The sequence below is a fragment of the Pseudomonas sp. v388 genome (assembly GCF_003935425.1).
Lineage (GTDB): Bacteria > Pseudomonadota > Gammaproteobacteria > Pseudomonadales > Pseudomonadaceae > Aquipseudomonas.
In genome coordinates, this window is sequence record NZ_RHQN01000013.1 from 1 (window position 1) to 18,471 (window position 18,471).

Below are 18,471 nucleotides of genomic sequence, written 5' to 3' on the forward strand. Positions count from 1 at the left end.
CGATCAGCACCGTCGGCCGCTACACGGTTGGCACCGACGCGATCAGCACCGTCGGCCGCTACACGGTTGGCACCGACACGGTCAGCACCGTCGGCCGCTACACGGTTGGCACCGACACGATCAGCACCGTCGGCCGCTACACGGTTGGCACCGACACGGTCAGCGCCGTCGGCCGCTACACGGTTGGCACCGACGCGATCAGCACCGTCGGCCGCGATAACGGGATGGCTCAGGGTTTGGGAGTCACTCACGACCGGCAGGGCGAACGCGCTGGAAGTCAATACAGAGAAGGCCAGGCCGAAGATCAGGTTCGAAGTTTTCATGGTCATTGCTCCAGATCGGGCGAGTCGTGGGTGACTCGGTATGGAGGCAATGCTACGCCGCTGGCGATTTTTCAGAAGTCAATGCGGTTGGTACCGATCATTGCTCAAATTGATAGTTGTTACCGGTGGGAAAGACCCTGAAGCCGGGCGGCCTCAGGGTCGGTCAGGGTCAGACGCGGAAGTGGCTGACCATGGTTTGCAGCTGGCCACCCAGGCGCGCCAGCTCGACACTGGACGCAGCGGTTTCTTCGCTGGCCGAAGCCGTCTGCTCGGAAACGTCGCGCACATTGACGATGCTGCGGCTGATTTCTTCGGCCACGGCGCTCTGCTCTTCGGCTGCGGCCGCGATCTGCTGATTCATGGCCTGGATGTTGGACACGGTCTGCGTGATGCTGCTCAGCGAAGTGCCGGCCTTGCGGCTCAGTTGCACGCTGTTGGCGGTCAGCTCGCGGCTGCTGAGCATGATGCTCGACACCTGGCGGGTGCCGTTCTGCAGCCCGGCGACCAGGCTTTCGATCTCTTCGGTCGACTGCTGGGTGCGTTGGGCCAGGCCGCGCACTTCGTCCGCCACCACCGCGAAACCACGCCCGGCTTCGCCCGCACGCGCAGCCTCGATGGCGGCGTTGAGGGCCAGCAGATTGGTCTGCTCGGCCACGGCCTTGATCACGTCCATGACCTTGCCGATCTTGTCGCTTTCCTGCTCCAGCTGGGTCATGGCATCGGCCGAACGACCTACTTCAGTGGCCAGACGCTCGATCTGGGCGATGGCTTCACCCACCACCCGATCACCGTCGCGGGCTTCTTTATCGGCATCGGAGGCCGCTCGCGAAGCCTGCTCGGCGTTGCGCGCCACTTCCTGAACGGTGGCCGACATTTCGTGCATGGCTGTGGCCACCTGGTCGGTTTCCACTTTCTGGCTGTTGACCCCGGCGCTGGTCTGCTCGGTCACGGCCGACAGTTCTTCGGCAGCGCTGGCGATCTGGGTCACGCCATCGCGGATGCCGGTGATCAGGTCGCGCAAGGTGGTGCCCATGCGCTGGATGCCTTGTTGCAGAACACCCAGTTCGTCGCGACGCGTCACGGCTGGGGTGTAGGTCAGGTCGCCCGAAGCAATGCGGTCGACCACTGCCAGGGTTTCCTGCAACGGGCGAGTGATCTGGCGAGTGATCAGCACCGCAGCCAGGATGCCCAGGATCAGGGCCAGCAGGGTGCAAGTGATCTGCAGGGTACGCGCCTGGGCGCTTTCCTGGTCGCGGCGATCCAGCTGGAACTGATAGAGGTCATCGCTGAGTTTGACGATCTCCTGACCCTGAACGGTCATTTCCTTGCGCGCCTTGGCAATCGATGCGTTCGCGCTCTTCATGGCTTCCAGGGTGGAGCGGTAGCTGATCAACGCGCTTTCCAGCTGGGTGATGCGGCTTGCCTGGGTATCGCTGAAAGCGGTCTTGAGCGTGTCCATGCCCTGGATGGCATCGGTCAGCTGTGCGGTGGCTTTCTGTTCGCTTTCCGGGGTGCCGTCGGCCAGGTAGCCACGCACTTCGTAGCGCACTTTCATCAGGTCTTCACGAGCGTCGACGATGGTTTCGTACTGCTCGAAACGCCCCAGGTCCATGGCATTGGTCTTGACGTCCGCCAGGATCTGCTCGATCAGCGCTTCGCCTTTGGCGGCGTGGGTGGTCATCTCTTGACGTGCGGCATTGCTGGTCTTGTAGCCGTTGCGCATGTCGTTGAGGGATTTCTGGTAGTCGGCGATGACCACGCCCAACTGCTCCAGCATCCTTTTGTTGTCAGGTGCTGTGAAGCTGGCCAGCAGCTTCTGCTGATAGCCTTTGAAGCCGTCGAGGGAGGTCTGCACGGTTTCGGCAATCTTGTCGTCACCGTTGGCGACCATGTACTGCAGGCGGGTCACGCGCAGTTTGGTCAGCTGTGAATTGAGCGAGGTGATATCGCTCATCCAGTTGCTGCGGTCGATAAGGCTACCCAGGCTGTTCCAGCCGGTCAGCGCGAGAATGGCAGTAAAAACAAGTACCAGGCCAAAACCCAGGCCAAGTTTCTTATTAACGCTGATGTTTGCGAACCAGCTGTTCATTGACGTTCTCCAGGAATGTCTAGTTTAAGTAATGGCCTCTGGAGCGTTTATTGTTATGGCCACCGGCAAGGCTTCGAGTACAGACACTATCGGCCGCGGATCGCCGATCTGTAACAAAAAAGCAGTGAAAAAATGAAAATCTTTCGCCGGTGCGCCTGGTGCTTTCATTCCCTGCAACCCCCGGTTATAAAGGCCTCCCGTCAAGCCCAAACGGCTGGATACCGCTGCCGTCGAACAGCCGCTGGAAGGCCTTTGGCGCTCAGGTATCGTGCAAACCTGCCGTTAAGTGTGGGTCACTGCCTGTAAAGAGAACGGAACACTCTTCAAGCAAGTTACCCAGACCAGACCCTTATCCTTTGTCGAGATGTGCCGTAATGAATTTGAAGTTCCGCCATAAAATCCTGCTGGCCGCATCGGGTGTCGTTGTATTGGCATTCGCGTTATTCACGTTGTACAACGATTACCTGCAGCGCACGACCATTCGCCAGAACCTGGAAGCTTCGGTCAAACAAGCAGGTGAGCTGACCGCCAGCAGCGTTCAGAACTGGCTGGGCGGGCGCATTCTGGTTCTGGAAAACCTTGCCCAGGACGTCTCCTTCCAGGGCGTGACCAATGACCTGACCGGCCTGGTGTCGCAACCGTCGCTGGTGTCCACCTTTCAATTCACCTACGTCGGCGACAGCAACGGCACCTTCACCCAGCGGCCCAACGCCGAAATGCCGGCCGGCTACGACCCGCGCCAGCGCCCCTGGTACAAATCCACGGTCGACGCCGGCCAGACCATCCTCAGCGCGCCTTACCAGGCTTCGGTGGGTGGCCTGGTGGTAACGGTCGCCAGCCCGATCAAGACCAACGGCAAGATCTCCGGCGTGGCCGGTGGCGACCTGAGCCTCGATACGCTGGTCAAGATCATCAACTCGGTGGACTTCGGCGGCATCGGTTACGCATTCCTGGTCAGCGGCGATGGGCAGGTTATCGTCAGCCCGCAGAAAGACCGGGTCATGAAAAACCTCAAGGACATCTACCCTGGGCAAACCCTGACCCTGGACAAGCAGTTGCGCGAAGTCACCCTCGACGGTGAAGAGCGCATCCTGTCTTTCACGCCGATCACCGGCCTGCCATCGGCGAACTGGTACATCGGTTTGTCGATCGACAAGAACAAAGCCTACGCGCCGCTGAGCCAGTTCCGCAGTTCGGCGATGGTCGCAGTGTTGATCGCCGTGGGCATGATCGCCTTGCTGCTGAGCCTGCTCATCAGCGCCTTGATGAAGCCGCTGACCACCATGGGTCGCGCCATGCAGGACATCGCTCAGGGTGAAGGCGACCTGACGCGCCGCCTGAGCATTCAGGGCAAGGACGAGTTCGCCGAACTGGGCAGCTCGTTCAACCAGTTCGTCGAACGCGTGCATGCTTCGATCGTCGAAGTGTCGTCGGCGACCATGCAGGTGCATGACCTGTCGCAACGGGTGGTGGAGTCTTCCAACTCCTCGATCATCGGTTTCGATGAACAGAGCGCCCGCACCAACAGCGTGGCAGCGGCCATCAACGAACTGGGCGCCGCCACCCAGGAAATCGCCCGCAATGCCTCGGATGCTTCCACCCAGGCCAGTGAAGCCCGGGCGCAGGCTCAGGACGGCCAGGTGGTGGTCGAGAAGACGATCCAGTCCATGAGCGAGCTGTCGACCAAGATCAGCGCTTCCTGCACCCAGATCGAGCAACTCAATGCCAGCACCGACAACATCGGGCAGATTCTGGACGTCATCAAAGGCATCTCGCAGCAGACCAACCTGCTGGCGCTCAACGCCGCCATCGAAGCGGCGCGCGCTGGCGAAGCGGGCCGCGGGTTTGCCGTGGTGGCCGATGAAGTGCGCAACTTGGCGCATCGTACCCAGCAGTCGGCCGACGAGATCCACAACATGATTGGCGAGTTGCAGACCGGCTCCCAGGATGCCGTGCTGAACATGAACCAGAGCCAGGTGTCCAGCCAGGACAGCGTCGAGGTGGCCAACCAGGCCGGCAGTCGCTTGCGTGACGTCACGCGCCGGATCAGCGACATCGACGGCATGAACCAGTCGGTGGCCGCTGCGACCGAAGAGCAGACCGCCGTGGTGGAAACCCTGAACGTGGACATCAGCCAGATCAACACCCTCAACCAGCAAGGCGTCGCCAACCTGAACGAGACCCTCAAGGACTGCGCGGCGCTGTCGCAACAGGCCGGGCGCCTCAAGCAACTGGTGGCCAGCTTCAAGATCTGATCGAAACCCGACCGGGCCTGCAAAGGGCTCGGTCAGGCAATCGGGTTGAACGGTGTGGGTCTATGCGGTTCTGACAGTACATGTCGATTCATTTACTGCTCAGGAAAATCCCATGACCCAGACCGCCTTGGTCGTCGGTGCCAGCGGCATCGTCGGCAGCGCCATCACCCAACTCTTGCTCGACAACGGCTGGCAGGTCGCAGCTCTGTCCCGTCACCCTTCGACCTTGCCCGGCGTGATTGCGGTGGCCGCGGATCTTCAAGACCCGGTGTCATTGCGTAACGCCCTGGCAGACCTCAAACCCAGCCATGTCTTCCTGACCACCTGGTCGCGCCAGGCCACCGAGGCAGAGAACATTCGCGTCAATGCCGCCATGGTGCGCAACGTGCTGGACGCGGTTCGTCCGGCCGCCAGTGTCCAACATGTGGCGCTGGTCACCGGCCTCAAGCATTACCTGGGCCCATTCGAGGCCTACGGCAAAGGCACGCTGCCCAAGACGCCGTTTCGCGAGAGCCAAGGGCGTCTGGACGTCGAGAATTTCTACTACGCCCAGGAAGATGAAGTGTTCGCGGCCGCCAAGAAAGACGGTTTCAGCTGGAGCGTGCATCGCCCGCACACGGTCACCGGCGTGGCGGTGGGGAATGCGATGAACATGGCGACCACCTTGGCCGTCTACGCCACCATCTGCAAAGCAACCGGGCGGCCGTTCGTGTTCCCCGGCTCGCGGGTACAGTGGGACAGCCTCACCGACATGACCGACTCCCACCAACTGGCTCGCCAGCTGTTGTGGGCGGCCACCACGCCTGAAGCGGCCAACCAGGCTTTCAATATCACCAATGGCGATGTTTTCCGCTGGAGCTGGATGTGGGGCCAGATCGCCGGGTACTTCGGCCTGGAACCGGCTGACTTCCCGCAAACCCCTGCGCCGCTGGAAAAGCAGATGGCCGACGACCAGCCAGCCTGGAGCGAGATCGCCCGCGAGCATCAGCTCAAGGAAAGTGACATCAACCGTTTGATCTCGCCATGGCACACCGACGCTGATCTGGGACGGCCGATAGAGGTGGTGACCGACATGTCCAAGAGCCGCAAACTGGGCTTCACGGCGTTCGAGGCCAGCGATGAGGCGTTCTTCAAGGTGTTTGATCGCTTGCGTAGTGAGCGGCTGATTCCTTGAGCACTGCTTGAGGTTGCTGACGTCTTCGCCAGCCCGGTAGCTCCTGCAGGATCGCAGCGCTCCCTGGATCTGCAGGAGCCGGCTTGCTGGCGAAAATCATCCTACAAAAATCAATCAGGACCTCCCTTTGAAAGTCGGCATCATTTCCGATACCCACGGGCTGCTTCGCCCGCAAGCCGTAACGGCCTTGCAGGGTTGTGAGCTGATCATCCATGCCGGCGATATCGGCAGCCCGGACATCCTCGACCAGCTGGCGGCCATCGCGCCGTTGCAGGTGGTAAGGGGCAATAACGACGTGGGCCTGCCTTGGGCGGAGCCCATTGCCGATCACGTGCGGTTCGACCTGGATGGCTGGCCGGTCCTGCTGGTCCACGACATGGCCGATGTTCCGGCGTTGCTCGATGACAGCATAAAGCTGGTGATTACCGGGCATTCCCATAAACCGCTGATCGAGTGGCGCGCCGAGCGGCTGTACCTCAACCCCGGCAGCGCCGGCCGGCGACGTTTCAAGTTGCCGGTGACGCTGGCGGTGCTGGAGACCGGTACGGCGTTGATCGAGCCGCAGCTGGTTACGCTTGTGACTTGAGACTTCGCCGGCAAGCTGTGCGCCCTATCACTCTCGCTATGCCGGTGTATCGAACGTCGGGTGTTGGGCCAGCAGGTGCTGCCACTCCAGGCAAAACCACGGAGTGAACTGCGCTTGCGATTCTGCCAGTCGGGCTGAAATTTCGGCGCGGGTCCACCACTGGATCTCGCTGACTTCGTCCCTGTTCGGGATGGCCACCGCGTCGGATCGAGCCACCAACACATGACACAGTTCGTGCTCCGCACCCACCGAACCGAAGCGGGCATGGTATTCGAAGCTGTAGAGAAAACGGCAGGCCGCCGAAATCCCCAATTCCTCGCACAGGCGACGCGAAGCGGCATCCACGATGGTCTCGCCGGGTGCCGGATGACTGCAGCAGGCATTGGACCAGAAACCTGGCCACAGCAGTTTGCCCTCGGCACGGCGTTGCAGCAGATGACGCCCGGCGCTGTCGATCAGATGCACCGAAAACGCCCGATGAAGCCTGCCTTCTCCCAGGTGTGCGGTGAGCTTGTCACACACACCGATCTCCACATCCTGGGCATCGACTAATACGACGTTGGTCATTGCGTAGGTCCGTCACTGCAGCTGTCCGGCTCAGACTCCGGCTCCGGCTCCGGCTCCGGCTCCGGAATCTGGCCCCAGGTGCTGACCAGCGTCAGGGCCGGGGCGTTGAAAGCCGGATCGGCACGCAGCTCGGCCATGGCCTCCAGGTCGTGCTGGGTCAGTAGCCCGTGTTTCAGCAGCGCCGGTCCGGCCTGTGCGGTGGTGGCGGCCCAGAAGGCATCGGCCGGGCTGTTGTCGCCGATCCGGCCTTCCAGGGTTCGACAGCCAATGTTGAGCAGGCCCCGTTCACGCAACCGGCTGGGCAGCGCATCGGCCCAGAGCATGTCGGAACCGATGGTTTGCTCCAGGAGCGTGATGCCGGCCTGGGCTACCTTGCGGAACAACGGGTTTTGCGTGTTCAAGCCCGGTTGCAGGCTCACGTCTTCGATCACCAGCCAGCCGCCGGGACGCACCCAGGTGGCGGCGCGGGTCAGTATGTCTTCGCGTTCGCTGAGGTGACACAGCAGCGCCCGGGTGTGCACCACGTCGAAGTAGCTGAGAGGAAAATTCTCGGTCCTTGCGTCGTGGATCATCACCTCAATGCCGGGTATCCCCTTGAGGAACCGGGTGTCGATGTCGCTGGCCAGGACCGTCGCGTCGGGATATCGCCTGGCCAGCCAGCCAGCCAGCGATCCGCCACCGGCGCCCAGATCCAGGATGGTGGCGTCGCCCGGAATATCCAGCTGCTCGAAGACCGCCTGGCTCAAAGGGTCAAAGGCATATTCCAGGGTACGCAGGCGTTCCAGCTGGCCGCTGTGCTGGTCGCCCAGATAGCTGTTGGTGTAGCCGGGTTCGTCGGCCAGGTCAGTGCGGTTCATAGTGCGACCTCCAGATGGTCAGGGCAGCGGTTGAGAAAACCGCGTTCGGTGGGCTGGAATCCTGGTGCCCAGCGCAGGTTGGGGAAGGCTTGCAGCAGCATGCGCGCGCCAATCGTGATTTCCATCCGCGCGAGCATGGAGCCCAGGCAGAAGTGGCGGCCCGCGCCGAAGGCGAAATGACTGGTCGCCTGATCGGCGCGGGACAGATTGAAGGTGTCCGGATCGCTGAACTGGTCCGGATCACGGTTGGCCGAACCGATCAGGCAGGCCAGGGTCGCGCCGGCAGGAATGGTTCCCGACGGCAGCTCCAGCGCGACGCGGGCCTCGCGCAAAACCAGTTGCAGCGGGGAGTTGCGGCGCAGGGTTTCGGCGAGGGCAGGGTCCATCAAGCCTGGATCAGCCAACACCGCCTCCTTGAGGCCCGGCTCGCTCAACAGGTTGACGATCAGGTTGGCCAGGGCGCCGTGGCTGGTTTCGCTGCCGGCAGTCATCAGGATTGCGCAGTAGGACCGCACGAACGACTCGGACAAGGGTTGATCGTCGATGCGTGCCGCCAGCAGCTGCGAGATCAGATCGTCTCTGGGTTCGGCCCGGCGGGCGTCGATGTGCGGCTGGATGAAGTCGTAGAAGCTGTCCCGGTTGGATAACCCGCCGGTCAGCAGGGCCGGGTCTTGTCGATAGTTGCCCATGTAGGCGAAGCCGATGGCGCACCAGTTCTTCAGCCGTTCCACCTCCTCGCGGGTTTCAGCCGGCAAGCCCAGTGCACGAGCCATCACCCGCACCGGCAGCGCTGCGGTGAAATCGGCGATCAGGTCCACCTGCGGTCGGCCGCGCATCTGCGCCAGCAGGTCGCCGGTGACCGAAATCACGGACGCTTCCAGCACCGTGAGCGCCTTGCTGCGAAACGCTGGCGTGAGCAACGCCCGGTGCTGGGCGTGCTCGCAGCCGTCCATGGACACGATGGTGTGCCCCAGCAACGGCCCGATCTGCCAGGTGTAGTTGCTGTTGCTCGCCCCGGGATGGGTCAAGGCGGCTTTGACATCCACATGCCGGCTGACCAGCCACACGTCCGTGGGCTCGTCGTAGACGATCGGCAAGGTCGTGCGCAAACGCTCATACAAGGGATAGGGATCGATTTCGAATTGCCGGGATTTCAAGGTCGGCGGGGTGAGGTTCAGGTCCACTTGCCGGTTGGCCTGCTCCGTGGAATCGGCGGTGTGCAAGTGGTAGCGAGAAACCGTCCGATGCCAGTCGCCTGCGGCCCGGACTACCTGACGCAGCCGATCCGGATCGGTGGCAGCGCACGACGGCTGATCAGCCTGCCCAGCGGCGACGGTGATGAACGCTGCCACTGCCGTATTGACCCTCCGGTGGGCCGCTTCGAGCGCGGCAGGCCAATCGCTGCCGGTGGTTTGCGCGAGTATCGACACCAGGTTGAAGCGCTCGCCGCACACCACGTCTTTGGCGATCGAATGGATATCGTTGGTCCAGGCGATGATATCGGCCCCGTGTTCACGCAGGGCGTCCCAGCCTTCGATAGCGGCGGGATGCTGATACGGGTCGAGGGATTCGGCACCGTCGATCAGATCAAAGAAAAACAGTGCGCCGAACGAGTCCCGGCGCAGCGGCAGATACTCGGCCAGTGTGAGCGTCGCGTCGGTTTCCCGCAGGCGTACCAGCGTCGCCTGGGCACGCAAATGGCGGATCAAATGCCGCACGACGCTGCGCCACCAACGCTCGCCACCCCAGTTCCGGGTGCGTGGCCACAGGTCATCGGCCAGGGCAACCAGCATGGGGTCATCGAATCGGCTGGTTTGAGCCGACGGATCGGCGCCGTCGTCTTCAGTGATCGCCTGCACTGCGGTGATGAAACGCTCCAGGGCACCGTTTTCCGCCCAAGGCCCGTCATCGATGCGGTCATCGAGCGTCAGTGCCCACACGTACCAGCACACCAGGATTTCGGCTCGCTGCGTGGGTGCCTGCCCGCACAGCGCCATCCCCAGATCGAGCAGCGGCGTGGTGCTCAATCGATGCGCGCCGCGGCGGCCGATCAAGCCGTACCGCTGCGCCCAGGCCAGGGCCTGCGTGCGCAACCGGTCGCTGTCGGAACGCGGCGGCGGCCCGGCGAAAGGAAGTCGAATCTCGGGAATGATCAATGGTGTCGGCGGCAGATGACAGCCGTGGCCGACGCTGAAATCGCCCTCGCGGTGTGTCCCTGGCATGGTGCTCTCCTTTCAACTTTTTTAAGAAACGCTGACGGCGATACACCCGACGGGTTCCGTTGAAGGAGGCCCAAAGCAATGTAGTCACATTCCAGCGGGCCGGACTTTACGCAAAAACAAATCGGCGGGATGTAGGAATTGCCTGACGTCGAGACAGGAAAAGTATTCGCGTGAAACCAAAGCCCATGCATCGCCTTTTCCAGGCATGTGCGGCATCAGCACTTGTCCACGCCTCTAAACCGGGCAGCCGAACCACAAACAGGCATCGGCGAGCCGTTTAGCAAAAATTGGTTCGCCTTTCCCTGAACCAATCCCCCTGTGTGCGCGTTACCTGTTTCGGACCATTGGTGTATTGGCCCGCTGTTTTCCCGTGCTCGTGTGGGTACGCGCATTCATGTGCGGATCTGTCCGCTGAACCAATTTCCATTGGCATCGCTATTGCACTCGCCCTTGCATCGCCGTGCAGGGGCCTGATGCGCCCGTGCCATTTTTTTAGACTTGTCACGAGAAACCAAGATGGAAAGGTTCGAGCCTGACGAGCCCCAGGACAACGCTTCAAAAATGGCCCTCGACGCCTTGCGCCAGATGGTGGCCCAGCACGCGGCGTTTCCGCAGCGGGCGTTGCCCACCGAGCGGGAGCTGGCGGTGAATTTCGATGTCAGCCGCCGGGCCATTCGCCGGGCGCTGGCGGTGCTGGAGGCCGAGGGCCTGATCTGGCGTCGCCAGGGCAAAGGTACGTTTGTAGGGCCTACGCCGCCCAGCGCGTCCATGAGTTTTGCCCGGCTGTCGAGCCGAACCAATTTCAGCGAGGTGATGGAAGCGCGCCTGCATCTGGAGCCGGTGCTGGCTTCGCTGGCGGCGGTACGGGCCAGCGGCGAGCAGATGGCGATCCTGCGCCGCCTGACCGAGCGCACCACGCGCCAGCAAGGCGCTGAAGAAGTCGACGCCGAAGGTCTGGAATTGTGGGACAGCGCGCTGCACCGAGGCATTGCCGAAGCCGCCGGTAACCGACTGATGCTCGATATCTACGAAATGCTCGACGCCATCCGGCTTGATCCGGCCTGGCGCGACCTGCGCCAGCGGGCGCGCAACACCGACCGGCTGAGCACCTACAGCCACGACCACGACTACATCGTCAACGCCATCGAAAGCCGCGACCCGGTCAAGGCCGCCAGCGCCATGCGCGGCCATTTGCGCGGGTTGCAGCAAGCGCTGGACACCGTCATTCACCAGGATCTCGAAGCGAGCCTATGAGCCAGAACACCCTCGAACATCGCCCGGTTTTGAGCATCGACAACCTCACCGTGCGTTTCAAAGGCGCGCCGGCCAACGTGGTCGACGGCGTGTCGTTTTCGGTTGCGCCGGGCAAGACGCTGGCCATTGTCGGTGAGTCCGGCTGCGGCAAGAGCGTGACGTCCATGGCGCTGATGGGCCTGCTGCCCGACACCGCGCAGATTCAGGCCAACGGGTCGAGCCTGCTGGATGAGCCGCTGTTGGGCATGAGCGACGAACGCCTGCTGGATGTGCGCGGCCATCGCATGGCGATGATCTTTCAGGAACCGATGACCTCGCTCAACCCGGTGTTCACCATCGGTGAGCAGATCGCTGAAAGCGTTATCCGTCATCAGGGCTTGTCGAAAAGCGCGGCCCGCCAGCGTGCGCTGGAGATGCTGGAAAAGGTCCGTGTGCCCGACGCCGCCCAGCGCCTGGATGCTTACCCCCACGAACTGTCGGGCGGCATGCGCCAGCGGGCGATGATCGCCATGGCGCTGGCCAATGATCCTGCGCTGATCATCGCCGACGAACCGACCACCGCACTGGACGTGACCATTCAGGCGCAGATCCTTGCGCTGGTGGGCAACCTGCAGGCCGAAACAGGCACGTCGATGATCCTCATCACCCACGATTTGGGCGTGGTGGCCGAAGTGGCCGACGAGGTCATGGTCATGTACGCCGGGCAAGTGGTGGAAAGCGGCTCGGTGAAGACCTTGTTCGACGACCCGCAGCACCCTTACACCATCGGCCTGATGGGCTCGATGCCTTCGATAGGCCCGCGTGAAGGCCGGCTGGCGACCATCAACGGCCGGGTGCCGACGCCTGCGGAAATGCCCGCCGGTTGCCGTTTCGCCGGGCGCTGCCCGTTTGTCATTGCCGCCTGCCGGGAAGCGCGACCACCGTTGCTGGAAGTGTCCGTCGGCCATTTCGCCGCCTGTATTCGCGCACCACTGGAACAGCATCTGGGAGTCAGCGCATGAGCCTGAACGCACCTCACGACGCGGCGGACAGCAGCGCCAACAAGCAGCCGATTCTGGAAAGCATCAAGGTCAGCAAACACTTCAGCAGCGACACCGGGCTGTTCCAGCGCAAGAAGCCGCCGGTGCAAGCGGTCAACGAGGTGTCGCTGGCAGTGCGCCGTGGCGAGACCCTGGCGCTGGTCGGTGAGTCCGGTTCGGGCAAGTCGACCCTCGGCCGCCTGCTGTTGAACCTGCTCAAGCCCACGGCCGGCGATGTCATCTACGAAGGGCGCAATCTGGCCAACCTGGCGCCGGACAAACTGCGTCAGGTACGCCGCGACCTGCAGATCATCTTTCAAGACCCGTTCGCCTCGCTCAACCCGCGCATGAGCGTGGAATCGATCATCGGCGAGCCGATCTGGCTGCACCGCGACGACAGCCGCAACGCGCGCCAGGACAAGGTTGCCGAACTGCTGCGCACGGTCGGTCTGGCGCCGGAACACGGCAGTCGCTATCCCCATGAATTCTCCGGTGGCCAGCGGCAGCGCATCGGCATCGCACGGGCTCTGGCCTCCGAACCGCGACTGATTCTGGGTGACGAACCGGTCTCGGCGCTGGACGTGTCGGTGCAGGCACAGGTGGTCAACCTGCTCGAAGACCTCAAGCATCAGTTCGGTTTGACCTTGGTGATCGTCGCCCACGGCCTGGCAGTGATTCGCCACATGAGCGACCGGGTCGCGGTGATGTACCTGGGCGAAATCGTCGAGCTGGCGCCGGTCAACGCGCTGTTCGAGACGCCTTTTCACCCTTACACCCAGGCGCTGATGGCGGCGGTTCCGGTCAGTCACCCGGACCTGCGCCACCCGCGCCCGGTGCTCGGCGGTGACATGCCGAGCCCCAGCAAACCGCCGTCCGGTTGCCGCTTTCACACCCGTTGCCCACACGCCAGGCCGCTGTGCCGCGAGGTGAAACCGGTGTTCGAAACCGTCGAAGCCGAGCGCCAGGTGGCTTGCCATTACTGGCGCGAAATCGCCAATGCCGGCGCCGGCTCGCTGCTGGTTCCGACACCCACTGCGGCCTACACCCAACGCCTGAACCTGTTCAAAAGCCATCAAGCCTTATCTCTGGAGAGTCAGCCATGAAGTTCGCCCATCTGATGACAGGAACGCTGTTACTGCTCGCCGCGAATACCGCTTTTGCCGAGTCGACGCTGCGCATCGGCATCCAGGATGATCCGGACGTGCTCGACCCGCATCGCTCGCGGACCTATTCCGGCCGACTGGTCTATACCGCGCTGTGCGACAAACTGGTGGATATCAGCCCGCAGCTCAAGTACGTGCCGCAACTGGCCACCGCCTGGAACTGGAGCGAAGACGGCAAGACCCTGACCATGACCCTGCGTGAAGGCGTGACCTTCCACAACGGCGAGGTGTTCGACGCCGCAGCGGTGAAGTTCAACCTCGACCGCGCCCGGACCCTGCCCGATTCGCTGCGCAAAAGCGAACTGGCTTCGGTGGACAGCGTCGAGGTGATCGATGCGAAGACCGTGGCGATCAAGGTCAAGCAGCCGGATGCGACGCTGATTTCGCAGCTGTCGGACCGCGCCGGCATGATGCTGGCGCCCAAGGCGTCGGCGACTGATGTGGCGTCCAGGCCGATCTGCTCCGGACCTTACCAATTCGTCCAGCGCGTGCAGCAGGACCGCATCGTCCTGGAACGCTTCGACAACTATTGGAACAAGCAGGCTTACCACTTCGACAAACTGATCTACCTGCCGATTCCGGACACTTCGGTACGCCTGGCGAACCTGCGTTCCGGCGATCTGGACATCATCGAGCGCGTCGCGCCCACCGACGTGAAAACCGCCCAGGCCGACAGCAAGCTGCAGGTCTTCAACACCCCGGGGCTCGGTTACATGCAGCTGGTGTACAACACCAACAACGGCGAGCGCTCCAAGACGCCGATGGGTCAGGACAAGCGCGTGCGCAAGGCTTTCGAGCTGGCCATCGACCGCGATGCGATCAACCAGGTGGTGTTCGAGGGGCTGTACACGCCCAGCGCCCAGCCGTTTCCCAACAGCAGTCCGTACTACGACAAGAGCCTGCCGATTCCGGCCCGCGATGTAGAGCAGAGCAAGAAGCTGCTGGCCGAAGCCGGTGTAAAGCTGCCGCTGAACGTCGAGCTGAAAGTCGCCAACAACCCGATTGCCCAGCAGGTGGGCCAGATCATCCAGGCAATGGCTGAAGAAGCCGGGATCAAGGTCAATCTGGTGGCCACCGAATACGCCACGCTGCTCAGTGAACAGCAGGCGGGCAATTTCCAGATCAGCATGAGCGCCTGGTCGGGGCGTCCGGACCCGGACGGCGACATTCACCAGTTCGTGACCTGCAAGGGCGGCCAGAACGACGGCCGCTTCTGTGACCCGAAACTCGATGACCTGTTGAACAAGGCGCGCGCCGTCAACGACGAAGCCCAGCGCCAGGCGCTGTACTTCGAAGCACTGCGCCTGTTGGCCAGCGACGTGCCGACCAGCTACCTGTATTTCGATCCACGGATCATCGCCATGAACAAGAAACTCAGCGGTTTCGTGCCCAACCCGGACGGCCTGATTCGCCTGGCGGACGTGACGTCCAAATGATCAGCTCATTTCACGCTGAACGCGAGGGCCCGGCATGCTGATATTCATCCTCAGACGCTTGCTCAGTGCCATTCCGACGCTGATCCTGGTGTCGCTGTTCGTCTTCACCCTGCAGAAGCTGCTGCCCGGCGATCCGGTGCTGGCGATGGCCGGCGAGGAGCGGGACCCGGCGGTGATGGAGTACCTGCGCGACAAGTACCGGCTCAACGATCCGCTGCCGTTGCAGTACCTCCACTGGGTCGGCAACGTGCTGCAGGGCGATTTCGGCACTTCGCTGCGCACTGAACAGCCGGTCACCGCGTTGCTGGCGGCCAAGCTGCCGGTGACCATCGAGCTGGCGGTGCTGGCCTTGCTGATTGCGATGCTGATCGGCATTCCCACCGGCGTGATTTCAGCGGTGCGCAAAGGCACGGCGGTGGATTACGCCGCCAATGTGGTGGCGTTGTCCGGGATCTCGATTCCGCACTTCTGGCTGGGGATTCTGCTGATCATGATCTTCGCCGTGCAGCTGCAATGGCTGCCGGCCTCGGGTTTCGTGTCGCTGGATGAGGATGTCGTGCAGAACCTGAAAACCCTGATCCTGCCGGCGTTCGTGCTGGGCGCCGGGTTGTCCGGCGTGCTGATGCGCCACACCCGCAGCGCGATGCTCGAAGTGCTGCGCGCCGACTACGTGCGCACCGCACGGGCCAAGGGCCTGTTTCCGCGCACGGTGATTCTCAAGCATGCGCTGCGCAATGCGCTGATGCCCATCGTCACGCTCACGACCCTGCTGTTCGGCGAGCTGCTGGGCGGTGCGGTGCTGACCGAGCAAGTGTTCAGCATCCCAGGCTTCGGCAAGATGATCGTCGACGCGGTGTTCAACCGCGATTACGCCGTGGTGCAGGGCGTGGTGCTGTGTGTTGCCATTGCCTTCCTGCTGCTCAACCTGCTGGCCGACGTGCTGTATCGCATGATCAACCCGCGCCTGAGGACAGCCTGATGACCTCGATAGCTTCCCCCGTTTCAAGAGCCGTGGACGTCACGCTCAAGCCGCGTACCCGCTCGCCGTTCGTGCGCAAGTTCATGGCCAACAAGGGCGCGGTGATCGGTGCCGTGGTGCTGCTGGTGTTCATTCTTGCCGCGCTGCTGGCGCCGTGGATCGCTCCCCATGACCCGCTCAAAGCCAACTTCCTTGCGGTGCGCAAGGCGCCGTCCCTGATTTACTGGCTGGGCACCGACGAACTGGGCCGCGACCTGTTCTCGCGCCTGCTGTTCGGCGCGCGCAGTTCGCTGCTGGCCGGTGGCGTGTCGGTGGCGATCGCCATGGCCATCGGCGTGCCGCTGGGCTTGTTGGCCGGTTACTTCGGCGGCAAGCTGGATGCGGTCATCTCGCGGATCATGGAAGCGCTGCTGTCGTGTCCGTTTCTGGTGCTGGCCATTGCCCTGGGCGCGTTTCTCGGCCCCAGCCTGACCAACGCGATGATCGCCATCGGCCTGTCGGCCATGCCGATCTTTGCCCGGCTGACTCGCGGTCAGGTGCTCGCCATCCGCCACGAAGACTACCTGGAAGGCGCCCGCGCCATCGGCCTGCCGGATCGCTGGATCATCCTGCGCTACGTGCTGCCCAACGTGCTGTCGCCCTTGGTCGTACAGGCCACGCTGACCATCGCGGCGGCGATCCTGGCCGAAGCCAGCCTGTCTTTTCTGGGCCTTGGCCAGCAGCCGCCCTCGCCGTCCTGGGGCTCGATGCTCAACACCGCGAAGAATTTCATGGAACAGGCGCCGTGGATGTCGATTGCGCCGGGTGTGGCGATCTACATCACGGTCCTGTGCTTCAACCTGCTGGGCGATGGCCTGCGTGACGCCCTCGACCCGAAAAGCTGATCAACTGCCAAAGAGACGACTGAATGTTCGATGATCTGGATTACCGCCAACCTTACGCCTCGGCTCGTTCGCCGGTGATGGGCAACAACATGGTCGCCTGCTCCCAGCCGCTGGCTGCGCAGGCCGGTCTGGAGATGCTGCGCAAGGGCGGCAACGCGGTCGACGCGGCCATCGCGGCGGCCATGGTGCTGACCGTGGTCGAGCCGACCGGTTGCGGCATCGGCAGCGACGCGTTCGCCATCGTCTGGGACGGCGAGAAGCTGCAAGGCCTCAACGCTTCCGGACGTTCGCCGAAGGCCTGGACGCCGGAGTTTTTCGCCGGCCAGAAAGACATGCCACAGCGCGGCTGGGGCTCGGTGACCGTGCCGGGCGCGGTGTCGGCCTGGGTGGCGTTGTCCGAGCGCTACGGCAAGCTGCCGTTCGCCACTCTCGCCGAGCCTGCCATCGGCTATGCCCGCGACGGCTACCAGGTGACGCCGATCATTGCCGAGCTGTGGCGCCGTGGCGCCGAGCTGCTCAAGGATCAACCGGGTTTTGCCGAATGCTTCCTGCAAGGTGGCAAGGCACCCAAGGCCGGTGAAAAAGTCCAGCTGGCCGGCCATGCCAGCACCCTGCAACAAATCGCCGAAACCAAGGGCGAGTCGTTCTACCGCGGCGAACTGGCCAAGACCATCATCGAACACGCCCAGGCCAACGGCAGTGTGATGAGCCTCGATGACCTGGCGAGCCACAGCGTCGACTGGATCGACACCTTGTCGGTGCCTTACGCCGGCGCCGTGGTACATGAGCTGCCACCCAACGGCCAAGGCATTGCCACCCTCGCCGGCCTGACCATGATCGAGGCGCTGGGCGTCGGCGAGTATGCGGTGGACAGCGTCGCGACCGTTCACCCGGTGCTGGAAGCGATGAAACTGGCCCTGGCGGATCTGGACGAGCACGTCGCGGACAGCGACCACATGCGCCTGCGCGCCGAGCACTTGCTGGACCCGGCCTATCTCAAGGAACGCGCAGCGCGGGTGACCGAGCAAGCTGCCGATCCGCAGCACGGCTCGCCGAAAGCCGGCGGCACGGTGTACCTGTCGGCCGCCGATGAAAGCGGCATGATGGTGTCGTTCATCCAGTCCAACTACATGGGCTTCGGCTCGGGCGTCGTGGTGCCGGGCACCGGCATCAGCCTGCAGAACCGCGGCGCCGGGTTCAGCCTCGATCCGAATCACGTCAACACCGTCGCGCCGGGCAAGCGCCCGTTCCACACCATCATTCCAGGCTTTGTGATGAATGCCGACGGCACGCCGTTGATGTCGTTCGGCCTGATGGGCGGCCCGATGCAGGCGCAGGGTCACCTGCAGATGATGATGCGCATCCTGCGCTACAAACAGAACCCGCAGGCCGCCGCCGACGCACCGCGCTGGCGTATCGAAAGCGGTCTGAAGGTCGCCGTGGAGCGTTCTTTCGACCGTCTGGTCGTGGAAGAACTGCGGGCCAAAGGGCACGACGTGGTGGTCGAGGAGCCCAGCGGCGTCTTCGCCTTCGGCGGCGCGCAGATCATCCAGCGCACGGCCCATGGCTATGTGGGCGGCACCGATCCGCGCAAGGATGGGTTGGTAGCGGCTTACTGAGTCACGGCCATCGGGGCCGGCGCGGTCTGGCGCTGACCCCGATC

General features: G+C 63.2%; 14 protein-coding genes and 3 pseudogenes. 11 read left to right on the forward strand and 6 right to left on the reverse strand.

All coding sequences use genetic code 11. From position 1 onward, the window contains the following. The 3 genes and pseudogenes from EGJ27_RS24090 to EGJ27_RS25420 all read right to left on the reverse strand — a co-directional run. The coding region (locus EGJ27_RS24090) for a hypothetical protein (RefSeq protein ID WP_125833249.1) at positions 1 to 323 on the reverse strand (323 nt) is incomplete at its 3' end. 169 nt (positions 324 to 492) lie between these two features. Further along, positions 493 to 1,356, reverse strand: a complete 864-nt coding sequence (locus EGJ27_RS25415) for a methyl-accepting chemotaxis protein (RefSeq protein WP_371920884.1) — start codon at positions 1,354 to 1,356, stop codon at positions 493 to 495. Positions 1,357 to 1,395: 39 nt separating this feature from the next. Continuing rightward, positions 1,396 to 2,277, reverse strand: a pseudogene (locus EGJ27_RS25420) (methyl-accepting chemotaxis protein); the annotation flags it as partial. A 509-nt stretch (positions 2,278 to 2,786) separates the two neighbouring features. Between EGJ27_RS25420 and EGJ27_RS25425 the strand changes: the two are divergent. From EGJ27_RS25425 to EGJ27_RS24110, 4 genes and pseudogenes are all read left to right on the forward strand, one after another. Further along, positions 2,787 to 3,761: pseudogene (locus EGJ27_RS25425) on the forward strand (cache domain-containing protein); the annotation flags it as partial. 90 nt (positions 3,762 to 3,851) lie between these two features. After that, positions 3,852 to 4,667, forward strand: coding sequence for a methyl-accepting chemotaxis protein (locus tag EGJ27_RS25430; protein ID WP_371920885.1), 816 nt, complete (start codon positions 3,852 to 3,854; stop codon positions 4,665 to 4,667). A 112-nt stretch (positions 4,668 to 4,779) separates the two neighbouring features. Beyond that, positions 4,780 to 5,841 (forward strand): SDR family oxidoreductase, encoded by a 1,062-nt coding sequence (locus EGJ27_RS24105; RefSeq protein WP_125833252.1) that lies wholly within the window; start codon positions 4,780 to 4,782, stop codon positions 5,839 to 5,841. A gap of 127 nt (positions 5,842 to 5,968) precedes the next feature. Beyond that, positions 5,969 to 6,427: a metallophosphoesterase family protein gene (locus EGJ27_RS24110; RefSeq protein WP_125833253.1), complete on the forward strand. Its 459-nt coding sequence runs from the start codon at positions 5,969 to 5,971 to the stop codon at positions 6,425 to 6,427. Between the two features lie 36 nt (positions 6,428 to 6,463). On the opposite strand, the gene idi is transcribed toward EGJ27_RS24110, so the two are convergent. From idi to EGJ27_RS24125, 3 genes are read right to left on the reverse strand one after another with little or no spacing between them, the layout of a single operon-like run. Continuing rightward, positions 6,464 to 6,994 carry an isopentenyl-diphosphate Delta-isomerase gene (gene idi, locus EGJ27_RS24115; RefSeq protein ID WP_125833254.1) on the reverse strand — a complete coding sequence of 177 codons (531 nt, stop codon included), beginning with the start codon at positions 6,992 to 6,994 and terminating at the stop codon, positions 6,464 to 6,466. After that, the gene (locus EGJ27_RS24120; protein WP_125833255.1) at positions 6,991 to 7,851 is read right to left on the reverse strand and encodes a trans-aconitate 2-methyltransferase; all 861 of its coding nucleotides are present in this window, start codon (positions 7,849 to 7,851) and stop codon (positions 6,991 to 6,993) included. Before EGJ27_RS24120 ends, idi begins: the two co-directional genes overlap by 4 nt. Continuing rightward, positions 7,848 to 10,073 carry a cytochrome P450 gene (locus EGJ27_RS24125; protein WP_125833256.1) on the reverse strand — a complete coding sequence of 742 codons (2,226 nt, stop codon included), beginning with the start codon at positions 10,071 to 10,073 and terminating at the stop codon, positions 7,848 to 7,850. Before EGJ27_RS24125 ends, EGJ27_RS24120 begins: the two co-directional genes overlap by 4 nt. Before the next feature lie 516 nt (positions 10,074 to 10,589). On the opposite strand from EGJ27_RS24125, the gene EGJ27_RS24130 reads away from it, so the two are divergent. The 7 genes and pseudogenes from EGJ27_RS24130 to EGJ27_RS24160 all read left to right on the forward strand — a co-directional run bounded on the left by EGJ27_RS24130 (position 10,590) and on the right by EGJ27_RS24160 (position 18,427). Next, entirely contained in the window at positions 10,590 to 11,327 is a 738-nt protein-coding gene (locus EGJ27_RS24130; protein WP_125833257.1) for a FadR/GntR family transcriptional regulator, read from the forward strand. Further along, positions 11,324 to 12,328, forward strand: coding sequence for an ABC transporter ATP-binding protein (locus EGJ27_RS24135; RefSeq protein ID WP_125833258.1), 1,005 nt, complete (start codon positions 11,324 to 11,326; stop codon positions 12,326 to 12,328). Before EGJ27_RS24130 ends, EGJ27_RS24135 begins: the two co-directional genes overlap by 4 nt. A 128-nt stretch (positions 12,329 to 12,456) precedes the next feature. Further along, positions 12,457 to 13,449 (forward strand): annotated as a pseudogene (locus EGJ27_RS24140) (ABC transporter ATP-binding protein); the annotation flags it as partial. Further along, complete coding sequence (locus EGJ27_RS24145; RefSeq protein ID WP_125833260.1) at positions 13,446 to 14,945, forward strand: ABC transporter substrate-binding protein; 1,500 nt, start codon at positions 13,446 to 13,448, stop codon at positions 14,943 to 14,945. The pseudogene EGJ27_RS24140 and the gene EGJ27_RS24145, both read left to right, overlap by 4 nt. Positions 14,946 to 14,979: 34 nt before the next feature. Next, entirely contained in the window at positions 14,980 to 15,924 is a 945-nt protein-coding gene (locus EGJ27_RS24150; protein WP_125833261.1) for an ABC transporter permease, read from the forward strand. Further along, the gene (locus EGJ27_RS24155) at positions 15,924 to 16,808 is read left to right on the forward strand and encodes an ABC transporter permease (RefSeq protein ID WP_125833262.1); all 885 of its coding nucleotides are present in this window, start codon (positions 15,924 to 15,926) and stop codon (positions 16,806 to 16,808) included. The genes EGJ27_RS24150 and EGJ27_RS24155 overlap by 1 nt, the downstream gene beginning before the upstream one ends. 23 nt (positions 16,809 to 16,831) lie before the next feature. Beyond that, positions 16,832 to 18,427, forward strand: coding sequence for a gamma-glutamyltransferase family protein (locus EGJ27_RS24160; RefSeq protein WP_125833263.1), 1,596 nt, complete (start codon positions 16,832 to 16,834; stop codon positions 18,425 to 18,427). The last annotated feature ends 44 nt before the right edge of the window (positions 18,428 to 18,471 follow it).

Coding starts and splice junctions, on each gene's coding strand:
- EGJ27_RS25415 (WP_371920884.1), bottom strand. CDS start 1,356: ATGGGCACCACCTTGCGCGACCTGATCACCGGCATCCGCGATGGCGTG.
- EGJ27_RS25430 (WP_371920885.1), top strand. CDS start 3,852: ATGCAGGTGCATGACCTGTCGCAACGGGTGGTGGAGTCTTCCAACTCC.
- EGJ27_RS24105 (WP_125833252.1), top strand. CDS start 4,780: ATGACCCAGACCGCCTTGGTCGTCGGTGCCAGCGGCATCGTCGGCAGC.
- idi (WP_125833254.1), bottom strand. CDS start 6,994: ATGACCAACGTCGTATTAGTCGATGCCCAGGATGTGGAGATCGGTGTG.
- EGJ27_RS24120 (WP_125833255.1), bottom strand. CDS start 7,851: ATGAACCGCACTGACCTGGCCGACGAACCCGGCTACACCAACAGCTAT.
- EGJ27_RS24125 (WP_125833256.1), bottom strand. CDS start 10,073: ATGCCAGGGACACACCGCGAGGGCGATTTCAGCGTCGGCCACGGCTGT.
- EGJ27_RS24130 (WP_125833257.1), top strand. CDS start 10,590: ATGGAAAGGTTCGAGCCTGACGAGCCCCAGGACAACGCTTCAAAAATG.
- EGJ27_RS24135 (WP_125833258.1), top strand. CDS start 11,324: ATGAGCCAGAACACCCTCGAACATCGCCCGGTTTTGAGCATCGACAAC.
- EGJ27_RS24145 (WP_125833260.1), top strand. CDS start 13,446: ATGAAGTTCGCCCATCTGATGACAGGAACGCTGTTACTGCTCGCCGCG.
- EGJ27_RS24150 (WP_125833261.1), top strand. CDS start 14,980: ATGCTGATATTCATCCTCAGACGCTTGCTCAGTGCCATTCCGACGCTG.
- EGJ27_RS24155 (WP_125833262.1), top strand. CDS start 15,924: ATGACCTCGATAGCTTCCCCCGTTTCAAGAGCCGTGGACGTCACGCTC.
- EGJ27_RS24160 (WP_125833263.1), top strand. CDS start 16,832: ATGTTCGATGATCTGGATTACCGCCAACCTTACGCCTCGGCTCGTTCG.